Source organism: Goodfellowiella coeruleoviolacea (genome assembly GCF_024171785.1).
GTDB classification, from domain to species: domain Bacteria; phylum Actinomycetota; class Actinomycetes; order Mycobacteriales; family Pseudonocardiaceae; genus Goodfellowiella; species Goodfellowiella coeruleoviolacea.
On record NZ_JAMTCK010000003.1, the window covers coordinates 524,804 to 545,878 of the forward strand.

Sequence of the window (21,075 nt, forward strand, 5' to 3'; positions counted from 1 at the left end):
GATGAACTTGATCACCATTAGGTCAACGGGTGACGAGGAGAATCCAGCAGCGCTCACAATCAAGCGGGGGGAACGCGGGCATCTCGCGGTTGTGGGCGGGACCCATCGGCGTGGCCTGGGGGGAGGGCGGAGACCGTGCCGCACGGAGCGCAACCCGCTCGGGCGTCGGTTGCCGACCTGTCGGAAGCGCTGGCCAGGATCGCCGAGGACCGTGACTGGACCGCGCTCGAAGCCCTGTGCGACCGGCACATCCTCGCCGCGGCGGGCGACCTCGCCGGTCGGCTGCTCTTCGTGCTCAGCCAGGTGCCGGACGAGGAACTGCGCGCTCGTCCGCGCCTGATGCTCGCGTGGATCAGCGCCTACCACGCGATGAACCAACCCGAAGCCAGCGAACTCAGACCCTATCTGCGCCACTACGCGGAGCTGGGTACCCGCCTGGCGGCGACGATGGACATCCCGGGTGAGACGTCGCTGGCGACCCTGGTCGCGGTCGGCACCGCGGCGATGATCGGCTTGCGCATGCGCGGGGCGAGCGCCGAGGCCGAGGAGCTGGGCGAGCGCCTCACGGCCCGCGCGGCGCAACTCGGCTCGCTGCCCGGTGCCGAGGGGGAACCGCGCCCCGGATGGCTTGCCATGCAACGAGGTCTGACCCGGTCGCTGATGGGCGACTTCCCGGCCGCGGTGGAGTTGTACCGCAAGGCCTACGAGCGCGCGACGGTCGAGCCGGAGACGGCGGCCACCGCCCTCAACGCCGCCGCCAACCTCGCCATGATCTTCGGGCACCTCGGTCACGCTGCCCTCGCCCACCAGTGGCTCGACCGGATGCGTGGCTTCGCGTCCCCCTCCGAGCGGGTCCGGTTCCTGCTCACCGTGGGCGGGACGATCGCCGAGGGCTGGGACGCGCTGGACCGCTACGACGAGGCGAGCCTCGCGGCGTGCCTGGAGATCACCGGGGACGGCACCAGGCAACTGGAGGTCTGGCCCTTCGTGGCGGCGCTGGTGTTCGCACACGGGCTGTACCTCGGCGATCCAGCGACGTCGCTGGCGCAGCTGGGCACGCTCCGGCTCACCCACGCGCCCGCGCTCGTCGAGCAGGGCACCGCCGCCCGGGTGATCCGCCGCGCCCACGTGGAGCTGTTGACCGCCACCGGTCAGGCCACCCGCGCCCTGCGACTGATCAAGGAGGCGGATCCGCAGGCGACGTGGTCGGCGCTGCCGGCCGCCCGGCTCCGCCTGCTCAACGGCGAGTACGAACTGGCCCGCGCGATGGCCTCGCGCACGTCCTGGCACGAGACCACGTCCCGGCGCGACGCCAGGCAGCTGTTGCTGGTCAAGGCGATCGCCGCACTGCGCATGGGCGACCAGGACGAGGCCCGCCGGTCGCTGGCGCTGGTCCGCCACGTGCGCACGGCCGACGAAGTGCTCTCGCTCGCCTCGTTGCCACCGGCCGACCGCGACGAGGTGATCCGGCTGGGCGAGCTTCCGCTGACCGATGCGGCGGCGGAGCGCCTGGCGCGGGCCCGGCCGGTGTTCCCGGAACGCGTGGAACTGGTGGAGCTGACCACCCGGGAGCAGGTCGTCCTCACCCAACTGGACGCCGGCCTGACCATCACCGAGGTCGCGCGCACCCTCGTCGTGTCCGTCAACACCGTGCGCACACAGGTGAAAAGCGCTTACCGCAAGCTGGGCGCGTCCAGCCGCGAGGGCGCGCTCATGCGGGCTTACGAACTCGGCGTGCTCTGAGGCTGGCTCTGCGGCGGGCTCCTGCGCAACGGCGTGGCGTCGTGCGCGGAGGTCACCGCGTCGGGGTGACTCCGGGTGCCGGCTGGACCGGAACGTAGTCCCGGGTGTCGAAGTCGATGACCACGGGCTGCGGCTCGGACGCCACGTCGGCTTGGACCCGGTGCGTGGTGCCGTCCGAGTCGATCCAGTAGCGGACGTTTCCCGCGGTGCTGGGCCTGCCGGCGGCGGCCGGCCCGGACATCACGTCCACCTGGTGGTCGGCCACCTGGTCCGAACCGACCCAGGCGGCGCCGTTCTGCCGCAGCAGTTCGGCGTTGTCCGGCCGGTCGCTGCCCAGGCTGAGCGCGATGAGCAGCGAACTGTCCAGCGAACTGCCGGATGTCTGAAGTGGACGGTGGTGCCAGTCCGATCCGGGCGGCGCTGCCGGCGCCTCCGCCGGGGCGTTCGCCATCGGGTGGACGAACACGGTGCTGGTGCTCCACTGGATCAGGCCGTCGCTGGACGTGTCGCGCCCGGTGCCGTGCACCACTCCGTAACCGAGTTGGGCTCGGTAGTCGACGGACCCGGTGATGACCAACCCGCCGGCGGTGGTCGGCACGGTGATCGTCACCGCCCGGCCGCCCGCCTCGTAGTTGCGAAACCGCGTCATCGCCAGCCGGTTCGCCTCGTCCGAGGTCAACGGGCGCGGACCGGTGGGCGCGGAGCCGGGGCCGATGATCAGGAACGTGGCCACCCCGACCGCGGTGGCCGCCACGACGCCGATGACGCCCAGCACCCAGCGCGGCCGCGACCACCGGCGCCGCGGGAGGCGTTGCTGGGCTCGCATGCTGCGCACGCGGCGGGATGTTAACAGGGGTCACTGATTCACCCCCTGTTTCACCCAATTGTCTGGCACACGGGGAGACGGCGTTCTGGTTGTCTGTGACGGTTCATGACAACTTCAACAAGGGGATAGCGATGAGCCGGACGACCCGGAGACGGATGGGTCCACTGGCGCGGGTGGGGTTGGCTGGTCTGCTGCTGGCAAGCAGCGGGATCACCGGGGCGACGGCTGGGGCAGCCGCCGCGTCGGCGACGGACGGCACGCTGACGGTCCAGGTGTTACGGGACTTCTTCGGCACCGGCGTGATCAACACGACGATGGACGTGCCGCAGCAGGGCATGGACGTCACCGTCGCCGACCGGGAGGGCCACCAGGTCACCGGCGTCACGGATGCCACCGGAAAAGTCGTGGTACCGCCGTCCACCGTGCTGACCGGGGGCCACTACCGCGTCGATGTCACCATTCCGGAGCCCTACAACGGTTATTTGCGAGCGGCGCCGGCCTCGACGGCGACCAATCACTTCGACAGCTTCACCACGTTCGTGGACGTGTCGAACGGCAAGAACGACTCGGTGATCACCGGGGTCTGGAACCCCGCCCACTTCACCCTGCCGGACTCCCGGTACTTCGTGCCGATCCAGCGCGCCGGCAACGGGGAGGACACCCGGGCCCTGGTGGCGTTCGGGCTGAACACCCGCGGTACGTGTCCCGAGGATGTCGCGTGCCCGACCACGCTCGCCACCCAGGCCCAGGTGGGCACGACCTTCGGGCTGGCCTACGACAAGGACCGGCGCCGGCTGTTCCAGAGCGCGTTCGCCCGGCGGCACACCCTGTACGGGCCGGAGGGCGGGGGCGCGATCTACACCGTTCCGGTCACCGGTGGCGGCGCACCGACCCTGTTCGCGACCGTTCCGGGCGCCACGGTGACGCCCCACGACACCGACAACATGCTCAAGGACGGCGGATTCACCAACGCGCCGAGCAAGGAGAGCATCGGCGGCATCGCGCTGTCGGAGGACGGCGCCACGCTGTACGCGGTGAACCTGCTGACCCGAACCCTGGTCAGCTTCGACGCCACCGGGCCCACCGCCTCGGCGCCCACCGCCACGGTGCCGATCCCGGACCCGGGCTGCGCGGTGTCCGACGACTGGCGGCCCTTCTCGGTCGCCGCACACGACAACACCCTGTACGTCGGTGGTGTGTGCAGCGCGGAGAGCACGCAGAACCGCGCGGACCTGAAGGCCGTCGTCTACACCTACGACGGCACGAAGTTCAGCACGGTGCTGACCCAGCCGCTCAACTTCGAGCGCGGCAAGGTCCTCGGTGACGTTGGCGGTCAGAACAACCACTGGAACCCGTGGAAGACCGACCTCGCGACCTGGGACGAACACGACGTGACCAATAACGGCGGGATGATCGATCCGCAGCCGCAACTGGCCAGCCTGGCCTTCGCGCGTGACGGGTCGATGATCCTCGGCTTCCGCGACCGGTTCATGGACGTGGTTGGCTGGGACGGGCTGGACCCGCGGCCGGGCCGCGACACCACGGAACGCGGCTTCTCCGGTGGAGACATCAACATGGCCTGCGCCAACCCCACCGGTGGATACTCCTGGGAAGGCACCGGGAACTGCGCCAACCACGCGAACAAGATCAACAACGGCCAGCAGAGCGGCGGCGTCGTCGAGTACTTCCCTGGCGACTACTTCGCCCCGAGTGGCCCTGCTGAGCGCGGGCCGCACCAGGAATCCGCGCAGGGGTCGGTCGCCTACATCCCGCAGCTGCAATGGGTCATCAGCACGCAGATGGACCCGACCGTCCACGTCGCCACCAACGGGACCGGTTACTACAACATCGCGACCGGTGAGGGGCCGGGCAACAACCCGGCCAAGAACGCCTACGAGTTCGTCGGTCGAAACCCGAACAACGGGTTCGGCAAGGCCGGCGGGCTCGGGGCCATCGCGTACCAGGCGGCGAACGCGCCGATCCAGATCGGCAACCTGGTGTGGTTCGACGGCGACCACAACGGCGTCCAGGACCCGGCGGACGTGCGGCTGCCAGGTGCGACGATCAACCTGCTTGACGCCACCGGCAAGCAGGTCGCCACCACGAAGACCGACGCGGCCGGCGAGTACTACTTCGGCGGTGTCGGCGCCGCCTACGAACTCACCCCGGGCGCGGAGTACACGGTGCAGTTCAACGTCTGCACCGCCGACACCCGCACCGTGCCGAGCCAGCCGCCCGCTACCGAGCTGCGGTTCACGCTCGGGGTGACCGGTAGCGATCGGGTGCACGACTCCAACGTGATCCCACCGACCACCGGGCAGCTGTGCAACGGGTACGCGCGCGTCACCGCGCCGGACCAGCCCGGGGAGGTCGATCACACCATCGACGCCGGCGTGTACATCCCACAGGAAGAGCCGACCACGCCGCCCCCGACGCCGTCCGAACCGCCGACGACCCCGGCCCCGACCACGCCGGCCCCGCCCGCGGCGGCACCACCCGCCAAACAGCCGGGTGGGCTGGCCAACACCGGTGTTTCCGACGGCCTGCCGTGGGTGGCCGGTCTCGGTGTCCTGGTCCTCGGCGCGGGCGCGGCACTCGCGTTCGTGAGCCGGAAGCGCCGCGCGAAGCAGGACTGACAAGAAGCAGCACTGACAAACAGGTCTGCCCGCCCGCGATCCGGAGTTCGCGGGCGGGCAGATTTGTGCGTACCTCTAGCCGGCGGTCTTGCGGGGGGTGCGGGGGCGGCGGGAGCCGCCCTGCTGGCGCCGCAGGCCGAGCTGCCGCCAGCCGCCCCGCCGGCGCACCGCGTTGGTCAGGCCGGTGGCCTCCACCGCGTGCCTGGACTGGTCCACCGGCTGCGGGGGAGTGGTCCGGCGGGGCAGGCGCACCGCGCGCATGGCCGCGCCGGCCACCCGGCCGGGCAGCGGCTGCCGCAACCCGAGCCGGCGGGCGGCCACGCCGTGCGCCCGGCGGATCGCCCTGCGGTCGCGGGGCGGCACCGCCCACGCCTCGGGGTGCTTGGCCAGCCAGCGGTAGCGGCGCACCGCGAACGGCAGGTGCACCAGGTAGACGATCATGGCCACGGCCAGCGCGACCAGCGGGTAGGTGATCACGGCCGCGGCGAGCAGGCCGACCAGCACCAGCAGCGGGGCCACCGCCCTGGGCGGCACCTTGATGGTCTTCACCGACAACGTGGGGATGCGGCTGATCAGCAGGGCGGCGATGGCGACCGTCCACACCATCACCACCCACTGCGAGGACCACCAGCCGTCCCCGCCGAGCTGACGGCTGAGGATCAGCGGCAGCAGCACCAGCAGGCCACCGGCCGGGGCGGGCACGCCGACGAAGAACTCCTTGGCGTACGGCGGCTGCTCGGTGTCGAGCAGGGTGTTGAACCGGGCCAGGCGCAGGATCATGCACACCGCGAAGATCAGCGCGGCCACCCAGCCGATCCGGTTGCCCTCCAGCTTCCACACGTAGACCACCAGGGCCGGCGCCACACCGAAGGAGATCGCGTCGGACAGCGAGTCCAGTTCCGCGCCCATCTTGCTGGTGGCGTCCAGCAGCCGGGCGATCCGCCCGTCCAGCCCGTCCAGCACCGCGGCGATGGCGATCGCGGCGATGGCGGCGGCGTGGTGGCCGCTCAGCGCGAACTGCACCGCGGACAGGCCCGCGCACATGGCGAGCACGGTGATCGCGTTGGGCAGGATGCGTACCCCTGGCACGGTGTGCGCCACGGCTCAGTCCTCCGTACTGACAGTGCTGCCAGCGAGTTCGGCGAGCACGGTCTCGCCGCCGATGGTGCGCTGGCCCGGCTCGACCAGCACCCGGCTGCCCAGCGGCACGTAGAGGTCCACCCGGGAGCCGAACCGGATCAGCCCGTAGGTCTGGCCGGCGCTGACCGTGTCGCCCTCGGCCACCTCGCAGACGATCCGGCGGGCGATCAGCCCGGCGATCTGCACCACGACCAGCTCGTGACCCTCGGTGGTGCGCAGCAACAGCGCGTTGCGCTCGTTGTCCTCGCTGGCCTTGTCCAGGTCGGCGGACAGGAACTTGCCCGGCCGGTAGCGGACGCGCTCCACCTGCCCGGCGGCGGGGGTCCGCTGCACGTGCACGTCGAAGATGGACAGGAACACGCTGATCCGCAGCATCCGGCCGGCGGGCAGGCCCAGCTCGGCGGGCGGCTCGGCCTCGACCACCTGGGAGACCGTGCCGTCGGCCGGGGCCACGGCGATGTCCGCTCGCTCGGGTGTCACCCGCTTGGGCTCCCGGAAGAACCACGCGCACCACGCGGTGAGCAGCGCGCCGAGCAGCCCGGCCCGGCGGGAGAGGCGGCGCAGCAGCAGGGTGCCCACGGCCGCGCCGAGCACGAACGGCCGTCCGGCCGGGTGCATCGGGGGCACGACGCCCTTCACCAGGTCGACGAAGTGGGCCAGGGCACCGTCGCGCTGCCCTGGCTGACGTAGATCGGCGCTCATGTCGTCGGAAATCCGTGCTTCTCGTTGGTGGGGCGGTGGTTCCTCCGCGGGACCCACCACACGCTACGCGAGCCGTGCCCCGGCGTGACCGGCCCGTGTGCTACCCGACTGTGGTCGGGATACCCGGTCCGGCCCGGACCACGCGGCGCGGGATGACCGCAACCTGAACGGACTGACCTGGTCACGGACTGTCGCGAACAGGCCATCCGTCCCTCCCCGTCTGCCTGGTTTCCCTCGACCGATCGGGTGGTCCGGGGGTGGCGCAGATCATAGGGCCGCGTCGGGTCGGTTGTCTCGAACTTCTTCCGGCTGGGTGGGTTGGCGGCTGGGTCCCGGTGATCGCAGCATGTCGACGCGGATGACAGCCAACTGCGGAACAGAGACATCGGATCTCGTCAACACGCTCGCGGTGTTCACCGGCATCGTGGTGATCAATACGTGATTCCGGCTCAGCTGCTGCGCATTGGTTGAGTCCGGGGGTGTGTACCGACCCGCAGTGCGGTCGCGCGCCCGCGGTCACCGTCAGGATTTCTGGACTGGCCACACAGGCTCGGGCATCAGCCGGACAAGGTGACCAGCAATGGTGTGATTGATTGCAGTACGAGCAAGCTGTATCTAGGGGTGGAAACCTATCTCTACCGCGAGACGGCGCCAGGTAGCGGGTAATACGAACTGGTTGCGGAAAATGAGGCGGTAAACAACCCTGGGTAGGGTGAAGGGTCCGGTTCTCGTCGAGTTGTGTCTGTTGCTGAAGGATTGTCCGGAGCGGTTGGACAGCCTGACCGACACTGATTTCTATCATCAGATCACGTTCGCGAACTCGCTGCAGCACTCGCGCGCGCAGTTTCTTCCGCAAGCGGCGCCAGAACTGGACGAGGTTGCTGTGGCAGTGTTGGACCGGCTGTCCCGGAGCGAGTTCGCGGACGCCTCGCTCCAGCCGCGGCAGGCGTGGTTTTCCACGAGTGGAACGTTGCCTCGGGTAGTGGTGGTTTCTGATGTGTCGTCAGCTTTCGCGCCGGCGGACAAGCCAGTGGGTGCGCTGTGGACAGCGTCCTTCCTGCCTGATGGCACCAGTGCTTGGCAGCGGCGTGAGTGGGCCGAGTTCGGTACCAGCAGGAATCTCTACGCTGTGACCTTTGACCTTGCCCAGGCCAAAATCTTCACGATTGACTCCCTTGAAGACTTCGAACAATTGATTCACGCATACCCCAGGCCGGCGCCGGACGGCCGGGTGCTCGTGCGGTGGACGGCCGTTGCCGACGACTTCGACGCGGTGCACCTGACCGCTCGCGGACTTCTCACCGCGCACAACATCCCCCTCGCCACACCGGACGGGATCGCGACGCTGGCTGGCTGGGACGCCGAGTCCACCGCCTGGCTGCGCCTTCCGCCGGTCAAGGCGGTGTCCCGGTGCGGCCCCCAGGCCGAGTGAGGCTCCAGGACCCTGTCCTGCAGCATGCGGCCGCCGGGGTCAGTCAGTGGCCGTGGGTGTCGAGTCGGGCGAGCGCGGCGGCGCTCGGGCTGCCCGGTTCCGCCGTGTACAGCACCAACTGGAGGTCGCTGCCGGGCAGCAGCAGGAGCTGGCGCTCCAACTCCAGCTCGCCCAGCCGGGGGTGGTGCAGGCGCTTGCGCAGCGTCGGCACGGGGCGCACGTCGTGGTCGCGCCAGCCGGCGGCGAAGTCCGGGCTGTGCGCGGCCAGCTCGTTGACCAGCTCGCCGAGGACCCGGTCGGCGGGGTAGCGGGCGCTGGCCGCGCGCAGCTGGGCGGCGGACTGCCGGACGAACTCGCCTTCCGCACCCACCGGGGCCGAGCAGAGGGTCCCGCCCAGCCGCACCGACAGCCGCATGGCGTTGCGCTCCTCCGGAGCCAGCCGCCCGAAGTCGGTGATCAACGCGGCCGCCGCGCTGTTCCAGGCCACGATGTCCTGCCGCTCGTCGACCAGGTAGGCGGGGATCGACCCGAGCCGGTCCAGCAGCCGGCGGGTCTCGGCGGGCACCGGCCGCCGGTCGGTGTTCGTGTCGGGTGGGATCTGCCCGGCCAGCCGCGCCAGGTGTTCGCGCTCGGCGGGGGTGAGCCGCAGCGCCGTACCCAGCGCGGCCAGCACCTCCGGGGACGGGCGCGGCGCGCGGGCCTGCTCCAGCCGCTCGTAGTAGTTGACCGACACGCCGGCCAGTGCGGCGACCTCCTCCCGCCGCAGCCCCGGGGTGCGCCGGGCACGTCGGCCCGGCGGGTGGGTGGCGGCGGCCGGCACCTGGTCCGGGCGCAGCGCGTCCCGCCTGCGGCGGAGGAAGTCGGCCAGTTCTGCCCTGCTCATCCCGTCGATGGTGGCACGGGGTGCCCGGCCCAACCACGGACTGGCGGTCCGGGGCTCAGCCGTCAGTTCCCCGCCGGCGGGCCCGCGACCAGCCTGGAATCCACACCCCGATGCACGCTGGAGGAACACCATGCCGCGCACTCCTGAGGAGACGATGCGCCGACTGCTGGAGCTGATGCTGGCCAAGGACATGGACGCGGTCGCCGACCTGTGGGCGGAAGACGGCACCGCCGAGTTCCCGTTCGCCACCGGGGCCGCGCCGCGCCGGCTGGTCGGGCGGGAGGAGGTCCGCGGCTACCTGGCCGGCTTCCCGCAGGTGTACGACGTGCGGGAGATCCCCGCGATCACCGTGCACCACACCCAACGGCCGGACACCGCAGTGGTGGAGTACCACGCGACCGGCCACTCGGTGCGCACCGGCACGCCCTACCGGATGGACTACATCGTGGTGATCACCGTCCGGGACGGCCTGATCACCCACTTCCGGGACTACTGGAACCCGCTGGCCAACGCCACGGCCGCCGGGACGCTGCCCGAACTGCTCGACGCGCTGCGCGAGGAGGCCACCCGATGACCGGGGTGCTGGTGACCGGTGGCACCGGCAGGACCGGGAGCGCGCTGGTGGAACTGCTGCGCGGCAGCGGCGTGCTGGTCCGGGTGGCCAGCCGCCACCCGTCCGCGACCGACCCGGACGCGGTCCGGTTCGACTGGGCTGACCCGGCCACGCACCCGGCCGCGCTGCGCGGGGTGGACCGGGTTTTCCTGGTGCCTCCGGTGGAGAGCGTGGATCCGCTGCCGCTGGTCGATCCGTTCCTGGCCGAGGCGCGGCGCCTCGGCGTGCGTCGGGTGGTGCTGCTCGGCTCCGCCATCGTGCTGCCCAACGCGCCCAGCGCGCTGGAGATGGCCGCGCGGGTGCGGGCCCAGCCCGGGTGGGTCGTGCTGCGCGCGTCCGGGTTCATGCAGAACTTCCTGCGCCCCCACCCGGTCGGCGAGCGGATTCGGCGGGACGGCGAGATCCGCACCGCCGCCGGTGCCGGCCGGGTGGGGTGGATCGACGCGCGGGACATCGCGGCCGCCGCGGCCGCCCTGCTGGCCGACCCCGGGGCGGCGCCCGGCGACCAGCGCGACTACCTGCTCACCGGGCCGAAGGCGTTGAGCTACCAGGACGCGGCGGCGACCATCACCGCCCACACCGGTCGGCCGGTCCGGGTGGTGCCGATCGGCGTCGACGAGCAGGCGGCCCACTACCGGGCCGCGGGCGCGTCCGCCGAGTTCGCGGCCGCCATCGCCGCGGTGGAGGACGGCATCAGAGCTGGTCGGGAGGACCGGGTCAGCACCGCGGTACTGGACCTGACCGGCCGGCCACCCCGCACCTTCGCCGAGTTCGTCCAGGAGCACGCCACCGAGTGGGCGGAGGACGACCTGCCTGAGCGCGGATCGGCCCGGTGACGGCCCGCGCCCGGCCGAGGACCGGGCGCCGCGCGGTGGCGCAGCTCATAGCGGTCGCCGGGACCGGTCGCGCCGGTGTTCCCGCAGGTGGGCGGGCTGGGGTGGGCTTAGCCCCACCCCGGCCCGGGGTGGTCGACCCATCGCCGGCCCGGCCTGGGCTGCCTAGCGTTCTCCCTGCTCACAACGCTTGACCCGGCTTGGAGAACGGAATCGACATGGACGGTCCACGACACGCCCCGAACAGCCACCCGACCCAGCAGGCCGAGGCGGTGCGCCTGGTGTCGGTGCGCAAGACCTATGGTGCGGCGGACAACCCGGTCGTCGCGCTGAACAACGTGACCGTGGGGCTGCCGGCGGGCACGTTCACCGCCGTGATGGGTCCGTCCGGCTCCGGCAAGAGCACCTTCCTGCACTGCGCGGCCGGGCTGGACCAGCCGACCAGCGGCCGGGTGTTCATCGACGGCGCCGAACTGACCGGCGGCGACGAGACCGCGCTGACCAAGTTCCGCCGCCAGCGCGTCGGTTTCGTCTTCCAGCAGTTCAACCTGCTGCCCACGCTGACCGCGCTGCAGAACGTGGCGCTGCCGCTGCGGCTGGCCGGCCGCCGGGTGGACCTGCGGCACTGCCGGGCCGTGCTGGCCAGCGTGGGCCTGGCCGAGCGGGCCGACCACCTGCCGGCCGAGCTGTCCGGCGGCCAGCAGCAGCGCGTGGCCATCGCCAGGGCGATCGCCGCGCAGCCGCGGGTGATCTTCGCGGACGAGCCGACCGGCGCGCTGGACACCACCGCCGCCCGGGACGTGCTCGGTCTGCTGCGCCAGTCGGTCCGCCAGGGCGGGCAGACCATCGTCATGGTCACCCACGACCCGGTGGCCGCCTCCTACGCGGACGCGGTGCTGTTCCTGGCCGACGGCCAGCTCGTCGGCAGCCTCACCCGGCCCACCGCCGACGCGGTCGCCCAGCGGATGGCCCGGCTCAGCGACGAGGTCGCCCGGCGCCACCAGGTCGCGGTGGGGGTCTGAGCCGTGCTGCTGCTCTCCCTGCGGTCACTGCGGCGCCAGCCGGCCCGGTTCGCGGCCAGCCTGCTCGCCACCTTCCTCGGCGCCACCATCCTGATGAGCTTCGCCTCGCTGCTGGACACCCGCGTGGCCGGCGCGGTCGACCCGGACAGCGCCAAGACGCTGGTGCTGATGGCCAGCGTGGTCGGCGGCTGGGGCCTGGTGATCGTGCTGTTCGCCGTGCTGTCCACGCTCAGCCTGCTGGTCAGCCAGCGCGCCGCGGAGATGGCGCTGCTCAAGAGCATCGGCGCGACCCCGGCGCAGATCGGGCTGATGGTCGTGGGCGAGGCACTGGCCGTGGCGGCCGTGGGCGCGCTGGCCGCGATCCTGCCGGCCGACCTCGGTGGCGGCCTGGTGGTGCACCTGCTGCACAACACCGGCCAGCTGGCCCCGGACGTGACGCACCGCTTCGGGGCGATCGCGATCTGCCTGGGCTTCGGCATCACCCTGGTGGCGGCCGGCGTGGCCGCGGTGCTCGCCGCGCGCCGCACCACCCGCACCAACGCCAGGGACGCGCTGCTGGTCGCCGCCACCGGTCAGCGGCCAGTGCCCCGGGCCCGGATCATCTCCGGGGTGGTGTTCCTGGTGGCCGGCCTGAGCTGCGGCATCACCACGGCGGTCGCGCTGCGCGGCGGGGGCGTGGAGACCATGGCCGTTGGCGCGCAGGGCGCGATCTTCGCGGCCATCGGGTTCGCGCTGCTGGCCCCGGTGCTGCTGCGCGCGGTGATCGCCGTGCTGGCCGGCCCGCTGCGGGTGCTGCCCGGCGTCAGCGGCTACCTGACCGAGCGCAACGTGCGGGGCCAGCTGCAGAAGATGGCCGGCGCGGTGGTGCCGATCATCCTGTTCACCGGCATCAGCACCGGCACCCTGTACATGCAGGAGATCGAGAACTCCGCCAAGGCGATGACCGGGGCGGTGCAGACCGTGGCCGACCGCAACACCGAGACGTTGAACCTGGTCGTCGTGGGCATGCTCGCGGTGTTCGCCGGCATCATGGTGATCAACACCCTGGTCGCCGCCACCACGTTCCGCCGCCGCGAGTTCGGCCAGCAGCGGCTGATCGGCGCGACCCCGCCGCAGGTGCTGCGCATGGTGGGCCTGGAGGGCGCGGTGCTGGTGTTCACCGGCGTGCTGCTCGGCTCGCTGGCCGCCACCGTGACCGTGTTCCCGTACAGCGTCGCCAAGCTCGGGACGTTCGCGCCCGACACGTCGATCGCGCTCTACCTGGCCGTGGTGCTCGCCGCCGTGGCGCTGACCCTGGGCTCCAGCGTGGGCACGGCCCGCCGGGTGATCCGCACCCCGGCCGTCGCCGCCGCCACCACCCGGATCTGAAACCCCGACCCTGAACCTCGACGCCGCACCTAGACGGGCCACGCCAGGAACGCGCTGTCCCTGGCGTGGCCGTTGCTCGTGCTCGCGGGTGCGCCGCGTCAGCAGTTGTCCTCGCCGTGCCGGCGCCACGGGTCGACCTCCGCGCCACCCAACTCGACGATGATCCCCAGCGGCCGCCAGGGGTTGAGCGACGCGCCGCCCAGCTCGATCACGTAGCCACGTTCCTTGGACTTGCGCATGACCTTCTCCTCACCGTGGGGGAGCGGCTGGGGCCCGCCCGCTCGTGGCACCGACGCTAGAGGAGATCAGCCGGCCCCAGCTACGGCCAAAGGTGGCGAACCACCGCCAGCACCGGCCGGCCAGACACCAGGCGGCGTCACCGCGGTTGCCCAGCTGTCGCCTCCTCGGTCACCTCGGGGTGCCGCACCACCAACACCGTGATGTCGTCGCCGCTGCGGGCGCGCGCCGTTTTCAGCAGCACCTCAGCGGCGTCCTGTGGGCTGGGGTGCGCGGCGAGGACGTCGGTCATCTCGTCGTCGGACACCCGCAGCAGGCCATCCGATGCCAGTACCAGGACGGGGCAGCGCACGGTGACGGTGTCGATGCCGCCCTGGTCCACCCGCGCGACGCCGTTCATCAGCTGGTGGTCGTGCTGGCGCGCGATCTCCTCGGGCTCACCCTCGTCGCGGAGGAGCTGGCCATTGGTGTGCGGTCGGGTGAGTCGCCAGGCTTCGCCGTCCTGGTGGGCGTGGGCGGTGCAGTCGCCCGCCCACGCGATCCGCCAGAGTTCGCCCGGCTCGGCGACGGCGACCACGATCGCCCCGGACGGGCTCGGCAGCTCCACCTCGGGGTCGGCGCAGAGGTCGGACGCCGCCACGATCCCGTGCACCGCGCTGCGGCGTGCGGCCACCCGGACGGCCACCTCCGCGGCCACGTCGGCGAACCTGGCGACCTCGTCGCTCGTGCCGGTGCCGTCGACCACGGCCACGGCCAACCGGTCGTGGAACACGTGGTGCGCGAACGCGTCGCAGTTGAGCGCGCGGCGCGGGCCGGCCTCGGTCGCGGAGCCGATGACGACGCCTGTCTCGTTGATCATGCTGCCGCATCCTCCTCGGTTGCCGGCCGTGCCGGTGCCGTCCGCCACCCGGGTGGGTGGCCCCCGCGGCAGCACGCGGCACTTCGCCTGATCAGCCCAGGTCCACCGGTTGCGCGTCCGGCGTCACCGTGAACCGCCACGCCGCCAGCGGCGGCCGGCCCCTGGCGTCCCACCACCGGTACGCGGCCTCGACCTCGTCCCACAGCCGGCGCGGGCCGTGCTGGCGCACCTCATACCGGCCGCCCAGATCCGGCTGGCCGCCGCGCGGTGCGGGTGCGATGCTCGCCCAGCTCGCCGACACCGTGTCGACCAGCCACGCGACACCAGGGCGCTCGTCGGTCTTCTCCCACACCGTGAACCGGCATTGAGGGACCGCCACAGCGACCGCCCACCGGGGATCGTCCAACAACAGCACCGGCCACGGCGGCGTCTCGGTGTGGGTGAGATCCGCCGCCGGATCGTCCCACCGCTTCCGCGTCCACCGCGATGAGCGCCGCTGGGCGCGCAACTCCATGAACCCCACACGCAACGGCACCGGCCGGCCGACAGCGGTGCCGTCGCCGCCGACCTCGAACCGCACCAGCGGCCCGGTGGTCAGGTCGGCCCGCATGGGCGCGAGGATCACCCCACCCGGCCGGGTTTGCTCGACCCACGCGTACGGCACCTGTCCAATTCGGACTGATGCCGTGGCGATCACCCGGTCGTAGGGAGCGCGCTCGGGGCACCCGACAGCGCCATCCCCGGTCACCACCCGCACGGGATGACCAGCCGCCACCAACCGCCGTCGCGCCTGATCGGCCAGCACAGGGTCAACCTCGATGCTGGTCACAGCGTTATCGCCGAGCCGGTGAGCGAGGAGCGCGGCGTTGTACCCGGTACCGGTGCCGATCTCCAACACCCGGTGCCCCTCGTGCACGTCGAGTGCGTCGAGCATCCCGACCACCACGCTGGGCTGCGAGGCTGAGCAGGTCGGGAGGTACCCGACCGCCGGCCACACCGTGGCGCCGTCGTCGTACTGGGTGACGATCGGCCGGTCTGAGTAGACCGCCTCGGTCCACTGCTCGGGGGCGGCGTCGCGGTCAATGGGAACGCACTGCACGCTGTCGTCGTCGGCCACGTCAGCCCATGCCTGGGCGGGCACGTAGTCGGCCCGGTCGACGCCACGCAGCGAAGGCAGCCAGGCGGCCGGCACGGAGCCAGCCGCCTGGAGGTGAGCCACCAAGGTCATTTCGACTCCGGCTCGAAGGTGCTCGGGTCCAGCGTCTCCCCGGTCAGCGGGGTCTGCTTGTCGTCGATGATGCTCCGCTTGCCGTCGTCCTCGACCTCGTCGTCCGGCTCCTGCTCGTCGGCCATGCCGTTTTTTCCTTCCGAGACGCGGTTGTGGTGGACCCTGGCGAGGTGGGCCAGGGAGGCTCAAGGGGCGTTCACACGATCCGGCGAACTGATGGGTCAGCACCCGTAGAAGAAGACCAACCACAGGGCGCTCAGCCAGAGGAGCAGGCCGAGGAAGAACCACCAGGTCGGGTCGTCGTAGTCGCGCCGGTCCCGCCACTTCCGCCGCAGGTACCGGAGGTGTTTCCGCAACGCGCGTGGGCCCCCGCGCTGGCGGAGCGGTCTCACGGCGGCCCCCACGTCATCGGCAGCAGCCGCACCGGCGCGGTGCTGGTGGTGCCGGTGACCGGCCGCTGCGACCGGGACGACGTGCGCGTCCACTCCTGATCCCGGGCGCCGCCGAGGACGACCGCCGCGAGCGACAGGAGCAGGACGAAGAGCAGGATCACGCGCTGCGTCACGGCACCTGCCCCTCCAGCCCGGGCCCGTGCTCGGTCATCCCGGCTCCCCGTCGCGCTTGCCGGACAGGACCGTGTCCATCGCCCGCGTGGTCACCTCGTCGCAGGCCAGGCACATCGGGACGGCGATCAGGGCTGTGGTCCGCTCGCGCGGCACGCTGTACCGGCAGACGCCGACCGCCTCCAACGTGCGCACCCGCTCGTCGTTGACCTGTGCGGTGGGGAACGCGTGGCACTGGCCGTCCGGGCACAGGCGCCACTGGTGGGGCAGTTCCTTCACGTGTCCGCCACCTCCGCAGCCAGCACGGACTTCGCCGCGTCCAGGCAGTGACCGCAGTGGTGCGCCGGCACCACCTGCGTGACCGCGTCGGACAGGCCGTGCCCGCACAGCGCCCGGTACGACCGCCCCGTGCCCACGTCGTTGGCGGCGATGACGTGCGCCGCACCGTCCACACTGGACCGACGCAGCACGTACCGCGGCTCGTCACCGGATTCCGTTGGCGTGGTGAGGTAACAGGCGCCGCACCAGGTGGTGTTCTCCCGCGTGGGGCGCGGGTACATCGTGATCAGCGTGTCGGCCAGGCGGATGCCGCAGACGCTCCGGTGGAACCCGGGCGTGTCCGGCTGCCAGGCGTGCACCTGCGGCGTGACGAACGGGGAGTGCCCGTAGGCCAGGGTGCTGGTCATCGCCGCCCCCAGACGCTCGACTCGGGGCGGCACGCCTGAACCCGGAAGTACGCGCACCCGCAGGGCGCCGGCCGGCAGGTGATGATCCCGAACACCCGGCCGCGCCGCGCCAACCACCACCGCCGCAATCGGCCCCGGCGGGTCGCCAGGTAGCGGGCCAGGGCGGCTGTGGCCTGGTCGTGAGTGGGGTAGGTGCGCCGTGTCGCCGTCACGCTGCTGCCTCCTGTCCACAGTGGACTTGATTAGTCGGGACGTGGCCGAGGGGCAGGCCGGCCATCGCCAGTACCCGACCGGAACCCGGGGCGGTGGGCTCGGTCGGAGCATCGTGTGGCCGCGCCGAGACGTGGCGCGGCTGTCGGTTGGTGGGGCGGTCGTCCAGCGGAAATGTGGTGATCAGGTGGAGCCACAGGCCGCCGAGGACTGCGAAGGCCACCAGGCCGAGCGCGAGGAACACGAGCAGTGCGGTCACGTCCACCACCACCTCTGTCGGGGCGGGCAGCGGGACGAGAGCCGAAGCCGTCTCAACCGTCCCGCCGCCCGGGATCGCCCCGGCGCGTGGGGCGATGGCTGGGGCCGCGTGGGCGTGATCTGGGAACCGCGCGGCCATCACCCAACCCATCGGGAGCCGGGCGAGCTACTGGGAGCGGCGAGGGGTGCGACCGCCGGCCCTCACCGCTCGCCTGCCTTCAGCTGTGAGGACAGAGGCAGGCAGTTGGCCAGCACTCCGGCCGCGCTCACCAACTGCCGCAACGGTAGCGCAGGAAATTCCTGCGGACATTCCTTCGATCGGGGGAAACTCGTGGCGACTTTCCCCGGGCACACTGGGCCGCGTTCCAACTCACTTCGAAGGAGCATGTGATGGCCAGACGCCCCGGGCCCACTATCCGCCGATGGCAGCTTGGCGGCGAACTACGCCGTCACCGGGAAGCGGCTGGAGTGTCCGCCCGCAGGGCTGCCGCGGAACTGGAGACTACGCCGTCTACGTTGAGCAAGATCGAGGGCGGCAAGCAATCGATCAAAAGCCTGTACGTGAAACTTCTGGCGCCGTTGTATGGACTGTCGCTTGAAGAGCGGGAGCGGTTGCTGGCGTTGGCCGAGGAGGCGAACCAGCCTGGCTGGTGGACGACGTACGGAAAAGCCGTGCCGGACTGGGTCAAGCTGTACTTCGGATACGAGAGCGACGCGAGCCAACTGCGCACGTACGAGTCGGAGCTTGTTCCAGGCCTCCTTCAGACTGCCGACTATGTGCGTGCCATCGCCAAGGCAAATCGTCCTGACAGCACCGAGTCGGACTTGGAGACCTCCGTCAATCTGCGCCGTGCGCGGCAACAGCGTATGACGAGTGATGACGCGCCGGATCTGCACGTGGTGGTCAACGAGGCTGTCCTGCACCGGGAAGTCGGTGGCCCTGCGGTGATGCGGGATCAGTTGCGGCACCTGATCAAGACTTCAGAGTCCGAGCACGTAACGATTCAAGTACTCCCGTTCCGGGCTGGTGCTCATCCTGCGATGACCGCTCCATTCACCCTGCTCGGCTTCGACTACCCAGGGATGACCACGGTGTATCTGGAGAACGGTCGAGGTGCCCTCTACCTGGACAGCCGCCCGGACTTGGCGAGGTACGAGTGGATGTTTGACCAGCTCTGTCAGGCTGCGCTCTCAGCGAAGGACAGCACTGCCCTGATGGATACTTTGAGCCGCAAGCTGTGAGGGCAGGAGCAGAGAGGGGCCGGCAATGAACCCGGACCTGGCAGGGGCGATTTGGCGTAAGTCCAGCCGTAGCGGTGGAGAGAACGGCCAGTGTGTCGAGCTGGCGCACGGTGACAGCGTCGCCGGCGTCCGTGACTCGAAGAACCCGGGCGGCCCGGTCCTGACCTTCGGGCAGGCCGAGCTGACCCGGTTCCTCACCGCAGTGAAGTCCGGCCGCCTGCACGGCTGACCGCCGGTAGACAGATGCCCCGCCCAGGACTCCTCTGGGCGGGGCATCCTCCTCTTCGAGGACGGCCCTCGGCTCGTTGGTGGTCCAGCCAGGGAGGAGAACTATGGCTTTCGATCAGTTCGCACACGCTGCATGGCGTAAATCGAGCCGTAGCGGGAACAGTGGTGGCCAGTGTGTCGAATTGGCGCACGCTGCCGAGGTGGTGGGCATCCGCGACTCGAAGAACCAGGCCGGTCCGGTCTTGGTCTTCGGGCAGGCGGAGTTGACCAGGTTCCTCGACGCGGTGAAGGCCGGCCGGCTGCACGGCTGACCGCCGGTAGGCAGGCGCCCCGCTCAGGATTTCGGCGGGCTCTAGCGATCCCCGCAACACCCTGGAGTTCAGGGAGTTGCGGGGATCGTGGATTTCGCGGAGCTGAGGGCGAGGTTTTTCGAGGCGCTGGACCGGGAGAGCGGCAGCATCTCGGGCTGCCCGGGAGGTCGGGGTGAACCCTGCCACGGCGGATGCGTGGGCGCGGAAGGCCGGGGTACGCGGGCGGGGAAGTCGGGCACGTCTTGGCCTCCGGGGCAGGCGGAGTACGACCGGCTTCGTGCGGCCGGGGTACGGCGGCGGGAGGCTGCTGCGCAGGTCGGGGCCCACGAGCGCACTGCCCAGGACTGGGATCGCGGCATCCGGCAGATCGGTCACGCGCACCTACACCCCGACGGGCGCAGGATCAACTACACAACGGGCAAGACCACCATCGACACAGTCGGGTTGCCGAGAGCCACCAGGATGCGCCACCGAGACTTGGCCGACCGGGCGGCCGGTGCGCCAGTTGCGGTAGGGGCTAGAACCGGCTGGAGCCGGCCAGGGTGTCTGCGCCACGATTGAGACAGTCCGTAACGGAGTGTGATGAAATGGCCACTCTCCTCGTAGGATGGAAGGTGACGGCGTGGAGCAGTTGTGGCGAACGTTCGGCAACCTCATACCGATCGTATTGATCGTTACCCCGATGTTGGTAGTTGGTTGGTGGGCGTTGGCGGTTCGGCGGAGGGGGCGTCAGGCGGCAGTTCAGGCGTACTGGACTTCCGGTCTTGACATTCTTATCGCTCTATTTACCTTGCCTGTTCTTTATCTGGTATTCGTTCCGATACCAGGAGGGGTAAATAATATTAGCTTGGTCCCTGGTTCTGAAGTCGCCAAGGCCTTCACGTACTCGTCGGAGGCTGCGGTAATGCAAATTCTAGGGAATCTGGTTCTGCTGACGCCGCTTGGTTTCCTCGTTCCTCTACGGACGGCAAGAATGCGGAGTCTAACGCGCGTTATTCTCGGTGCGGCGCTCGTTTCGATTGCCATTGAAATCCTGCAAGCCGTTTTGGGAATTGGAAGGATTTCAACGGTTGACGATGTAATTCTGAATACTATAGGAGCATTCGTGGGTGCGCTTCTGGCGTTGCTTTGCCTGAAGTTGATAGGTGTGCGCGCGAACGAGAATCCCGTTCGGGCAACACGTAGTGAGGGTGATTGATGAGTGGTGGTTTCGAGACGAAGGCGCGCTCACTCCTGAGCGCGCCTTCGTTGACGAGTTCTTCAGATCACGGGTAGTAGGTGGTGCCAGAAGTTGTACGATTTGGGGTGAGTCCGAAGTAACTCGAAGAAATCACAAAATAGTACGCGTCGTGTTCGACGTTATCCCAACGGACGGTGCCACCGTTGGCGCAACTAACCCGCTGCGTCTCGCCCCATTGCTGGTCGATAGGAGCTTCGTACCATAGGCTGACAGCGAAAGTCTCATTGGGGAAGCAGCCTCCGCCGCGGTTGAACACAATCCTATGGGTACCGTTGTACGGCGTGCTATAGTGGCGTGATTCTAGGCGAGCATTGAATTCGGCGGTCCAGTCGAAGTGATTCTCTAATGCGCCGATGTCTTGCCTGGTCTCACCATAACTGAATCTCTGACCGGTGCTGTCAACGATGGTCGTCCAGTGATCGTCGTCGGGGGTGACACGATCGCTGGCTGAAGCAGGGGATGCCGCGACGCTGAAGAGTGTCAATACGCCGAAGATGGCGGCAATTAACCTTCGGGTGGCCATCGGAATTCCTCTCTATTACTTGGTTATCTCGTCGATTTTCAACGAGGCCGCCGATTAGAAAACCATGGCCCGATGACGCGATCAGCCCCCAAAGGCATGTGAGCACTGTCACGATACTTCACGCGGATGGTCGCAGTGGTTACTTATCGTATGCTAATCGCATGTTTAGTTTTAGGGTTCACTCACTAAACCAGATTTAGCTGATTGCGAGTTAGGGCGAGATTTCTATGGTTGGACTAGTGAAGGATGGTGCACTTAGTGGATCCGATTACTCCGACTGATTTAGTTGATT

General features: G+C 69.9%; 25 protein-coding genes and 1 pseudogene. 12 read left to right on the top strand and 14 right to left on the bottom strand.

What is annotated here, in order from left to right; all coding sequences use genetic code 11:
• Window positions 1-135 precede the first annotated feature (135 nt).
• Complete coding sequence (locus LX83_RS08455) at window positions 136-1,743, top strand: LuxR C-terminal-related transcriptional regulator (protein WP_253768962.1); 1,608 nt, start codon at window positions 136-138, stop codon at window positions 1,741-1,743.
• A gap of 52 nt (window positions 1,744-1,795) precedes the next feature.
• Here LX83_RS08455 and LX83_RS08460 read toward each other — a convergent pair whose 3' ends face one another.
• Window positions 1,796-2,569 (bottom strand): hypothetical protein, encoded by a 774-nt coding sequence (locus LX83_RS08460; protein WP_253769160.1) that lies wholly within the window; start codon window positions 2,567-2,569, stop codon window positions 1,796-1,798.
• A 17-nt stretch (window positions 2,570-2,586) separates the two neighbouring features.
• Here LX83_RS08460 and LX83_RS08465 point away from each other — a divergent pair, with 17 nt between their 5' ends.
• A complete protein-coding gene (locus LX83_RS08465) occupies window positions 2,587-5,205 on the top strand; it encodes an SdrD B-like domain-containing protein (RefSeq protein ID WP_253768964.1) in 2,619 nt (872 codons plus the stop codon).
• 75 nt (window positions 5,206-5,280) lie between these two features.
• Here the strand turns inward: LX83_RS08465 and pssA are convergent, their stop codons facing one another.
• Window positions 5,281-6,249 carry a CDP-diacylglycerol--serine O-phosphatidyltransferase gene (gene pssA, locus LX83_RS08470; RefSeq protein ID WP_407649513.1) on the bottom strand — a complete coding sequence of 323 codons (969 nt, stop codon included), beginning with the start codon at window positions 6,247-6,249 and terminating at the stop codon, window positions 5,281-5,283.
• Window positions 6,250-6,309: 60 nt separating this feature from the next.
• Window positions 6,310-7,047 (bottom strand): phosphatidylserine decarboxylase, encoded by a 738-nt coding sequence (locus LX83_RS08475; protein WP_253768968.1) that lies wholly within the window; start codon window positions 7,045-7,047, stop codon window positions 6,310-6,312.
• 712 nt (window positions 7,048-7,759) lie between these two features.
• On the opposite strand from LX83_RS08475, the gene LX83_RS08480 reads away from it, so the two are divergent.
• On the top strand, window positions 7,760-8,479 hold the full coding sequence (locus tag LX83_RS08480; protein WP_253768970.1) for a hypothetical protein: 720 nt from the start codon (window positions 7,760-7,762) through the stop codon (window positions 8,477-8,479).
• Between the two features lie 43 nt (window positions 8,480-8,522).
• On the opposite strand, the gene LX83_RS08485 is transcribed toward LX83_RS08480, so the two are convergent.
• The gene (locus LX83_RS08485) at window positions 8,523-9,362 is read right to left on the bottom strand and encodes a helix-turn-helix transcriptional regulator (protein ID WP_253768972.1); all 840 of its coding nucleotides are present in this window, start codon (window positions 9,360-9,362) and stop codon (window positions 8,523-8,525) included.
• A gap of 130 nt (window positions 9,363-9,492) precedes the next feature.
• Here LX83_RS08485 and LX83_RS08490 point away from each other — a divergent pair, with 130 nt between their 5' ends.
• From LX83_RS08490 to LX83_RS08505, 4 genes are all read left to right on the top strand, one after another.
• The gene (locus LX83_RS08490; RefSeq protein ID WP_253768974.1) at window positions 9,493-9,936 is read left to right on the top strand and encodes a nuclear transport factor 2 family protein; all 444 of its coding nucleotides are present in this window, start codon (window positions 9,493-9,495) and stop codon (window positions 9,934-9,936) included.
• Window positions 9,933-10,811 (top strand): NAD(P)H-binding protein, encoded by an 879-nt coding sequence (locus LX83_RS08495; protein ID WP_253768976.1) that lies wholly within the window; start codon window positions 9,933-9,935, stop codon window positions 10,809-10,811. The genes LX83_RS08490 and LX83_RS08495 overlap by 4 nt, the downstream gene beginning before the upstream one ends.
• A gap of 215 nt (window positions 10,812-11,026) precedes the next feature.
• A complete protein-coding gene (locus LX83_RS08500; protein ID WP_253768978.1) occupies window positions 11,027-11,830 on the top strand; it encodes an ABC transporter ATP-binding protein in 804 nt (267 codons plus the stop codon).
• 3 nt (window positions 11,831-11,833) lie between these two features.
• Window positions 11,834-13,198 (top strand): FtsX-like permease family protein, encoded by a 1,365-nt coding sequence (locus LX83_RS08505; RefSeq protein ID WP_253768980.1) that lies wholly within the window; start codon window positions 11,834-11,836, stop codon window positions 13,196-13,198.
• A gap of 98 nt (window positions 13,199-13,296) precedes the next feature.
• Here the strand turns inward: LX83_RS08505 and LX83_RS08510 are convergent, their stop codons facing one another.
• From LX83_RS08510 to LX83_RS08540, 9 genes are all read right to left on the bottom strand, one after another.
• Window positions 13,297-13,437 carry a hypothetical protein gene (locus LX83_RS08510; RefSeq protein ID WP_253768982.1) on the bottom strand — a complete coding sequence of 47 codons (141 nt, stop codon included), beginning with the start codon at window positions 13,435-13,437 and terminating at the stop codon, window positions 13,297-13,299.
• A gap of 137 nt (window positions 13,438-13,574) precedes the next feature.
• The gene (locus LX83_RS08515; RefSeq protein ID WP_253768984.1) at window positions 13,575-14,294 is read right to left on the bottom strand and encodes a PP2C family protein-serine/threonine phosphatase; all 720 of its coding nucleotides are present in this window, start codon (window positions 14,292-14,294) and stop codon (window positions 13,575-13,577) included.
• Window positions 14,295-14,385: 91 nt separating this feature from the next.
• Window positions 14,386-15,522, bottom strand: coding sequence for a methyltransferase domain-containing protein (locus tag LX83_RS08520; RefSeq protein WP_253768986.1), 1,137 nt, complete (start codon window positions 15,520-15,522; stop codon window positions 14,386-14,388).
• A complete protein-coding gene (locus LX83_RS37730; protein ID WP_301327773.1) occupies window positions 15,519-15,647 on the bottom strand; it encodes a hypothetical protein in 129 nt (42 codons plus the stop codon). Before LX83_RS37730 ends, LX83_RS08520 begins: the two co-directional genes overlap by 4 nt.
• Before the next feature lie 96 nt (window positions 15,648-15,743).
• Window positions 15,744-15,878 (bottom strand): hypothetical protein, encoded by a 135-nt coding sequence (locus LX83_RS37735; protein WP_301327774.1) that lies wholly within the window; start codon window positions 15,876-15,878, stop codon window positions 15,744-15,746.
• 32 nt (window positions 15,879-15,910) lie between these two features.
• Window positions 15,911-16,087, bottom strand: coding sequence for a hypothetical protein (locus LX83_RS08525; protein WP_253768988.1), 177 nt, complete (start codon window positions 16,085-16,087; stop codon window positions 15,911-15,913).
• Window positions 16,088-16,121: 34 nt separating this feature from the next.
• Window positions 16,122-16,364 carry a hypothetical protein gene (locus LX83_RS08530; protein ID WP_253768990.1) on the bottom strand — a complete coding sequence of 81 codons (243 nt, stop codon included), beginning with the start codon at window positions 16,362-16,364 and terminating at the stop codon, window positions 16,122-16,124.
• Entirely contained in the window at window positions 16,361-16,771 is a 411-nt protein-coding gene (locus LX83_RS08535) for a hypothetical protein (RefSeq protein ID WP_253768992.1), read from the bottom strand. Before LX83_RS08535 ends, LX83_RS08530 begins: the two co-directional genes overlap by 4 nt.
• A 208-nt stretch (window positions 16,772-16,979) precedes the next feature.
• Window positions 16,980-17,249, bottom strand: coding sequence for a hypothetical protein (locus tag LX83_RS08540; protein ID WP_253768994.1), 270 nt, complete (start codon window positions 17,247-17,249; stop codon window positions 16,980-16,982).
• A 380-nt stretch (window positions 17,250-17,629) separates the two neighbouring features.
• Here LX83_RS08540 and LX83_RS08545 point away from each other — a divergent pair, with 380 nt between their 5' ends.
• The 5 genes and pseudogenes from LX83_RS08545 to LX83_RS08565 all read left to right on the top strand — a co-directional run bounded on the left by LX83_RS08545 (window position 17,630) and on the right by LX83_RS08565 (window position 20,218).
• On the top strand, window positions 17,630-18,481 hold the full coding sequence (locus tag LX83_RS08545; RefSeq protein WP_253768996.1) for a helix-turn-helix domain-containing protein: 852 nt from the start codon (window positions 17,630-17,632) through the stop codon (window positions 18,479-18,481).
• A 25-nt stretch (window positions 18,482-18,506) separates the two neighbouring features.
• Complete coding sequence (locus LX83_RS08550) at window positions 18,507-18,710, top strand: DUF397 domain-containing protein (protein WP_253768998.1); 204 nt, start codon at window positions 18,507-18,509, stop codon at window positions 18,708-18,710.
• 103 nt (window positions 18,711-18,813) lie between these two features.
• Entirely contained in the window at window positions 18,814-19,020 is a 207-nt protein-coding gene (locus tag LX83_RS37740; protein ID WP_301327775.1) for a DUF397 domain-containing protein, read from the top strand.
• 288 nt (window positions 19,021-19,308) lie between these two features.
• Window positions 19,309-19,452 (top strand): annotated as a pseudogene (locus LX83_RS38880) (IS30 family transposase); the annotation flags it as partial.
• A 190-nt stretch (window positions 19,453-19,642) separates the two neighbouring features.
• A complete protein-coding gene (locus LX83_RS08565; protein ID WP_253769002.1) occupies window positions 19,643-20,218 on the top strand; it encodes a VanZ family protein in 576 nt (191 codons plus the stop codon).
• 67 nt (window positions 20,219-20,285) lie between these two features.
• Here the strand turns inward: LX83_RS08565 and LX83_RS08570 are convergent, their stop codons facing one another.
• Window positions 20,286-20,783 (bottom strand): hypothetical protein, encoded by a 498-nt coding sequence (locus LX83_RS08570; protein ID WP_253769004.1) that lies wholly within the window; start codon window positions 20,781-20,783, stop codon window positions 20,286-20,288.
• Between the last annotated feature and the right edge of the window lie 292 nt (window positions 20,784-21,075).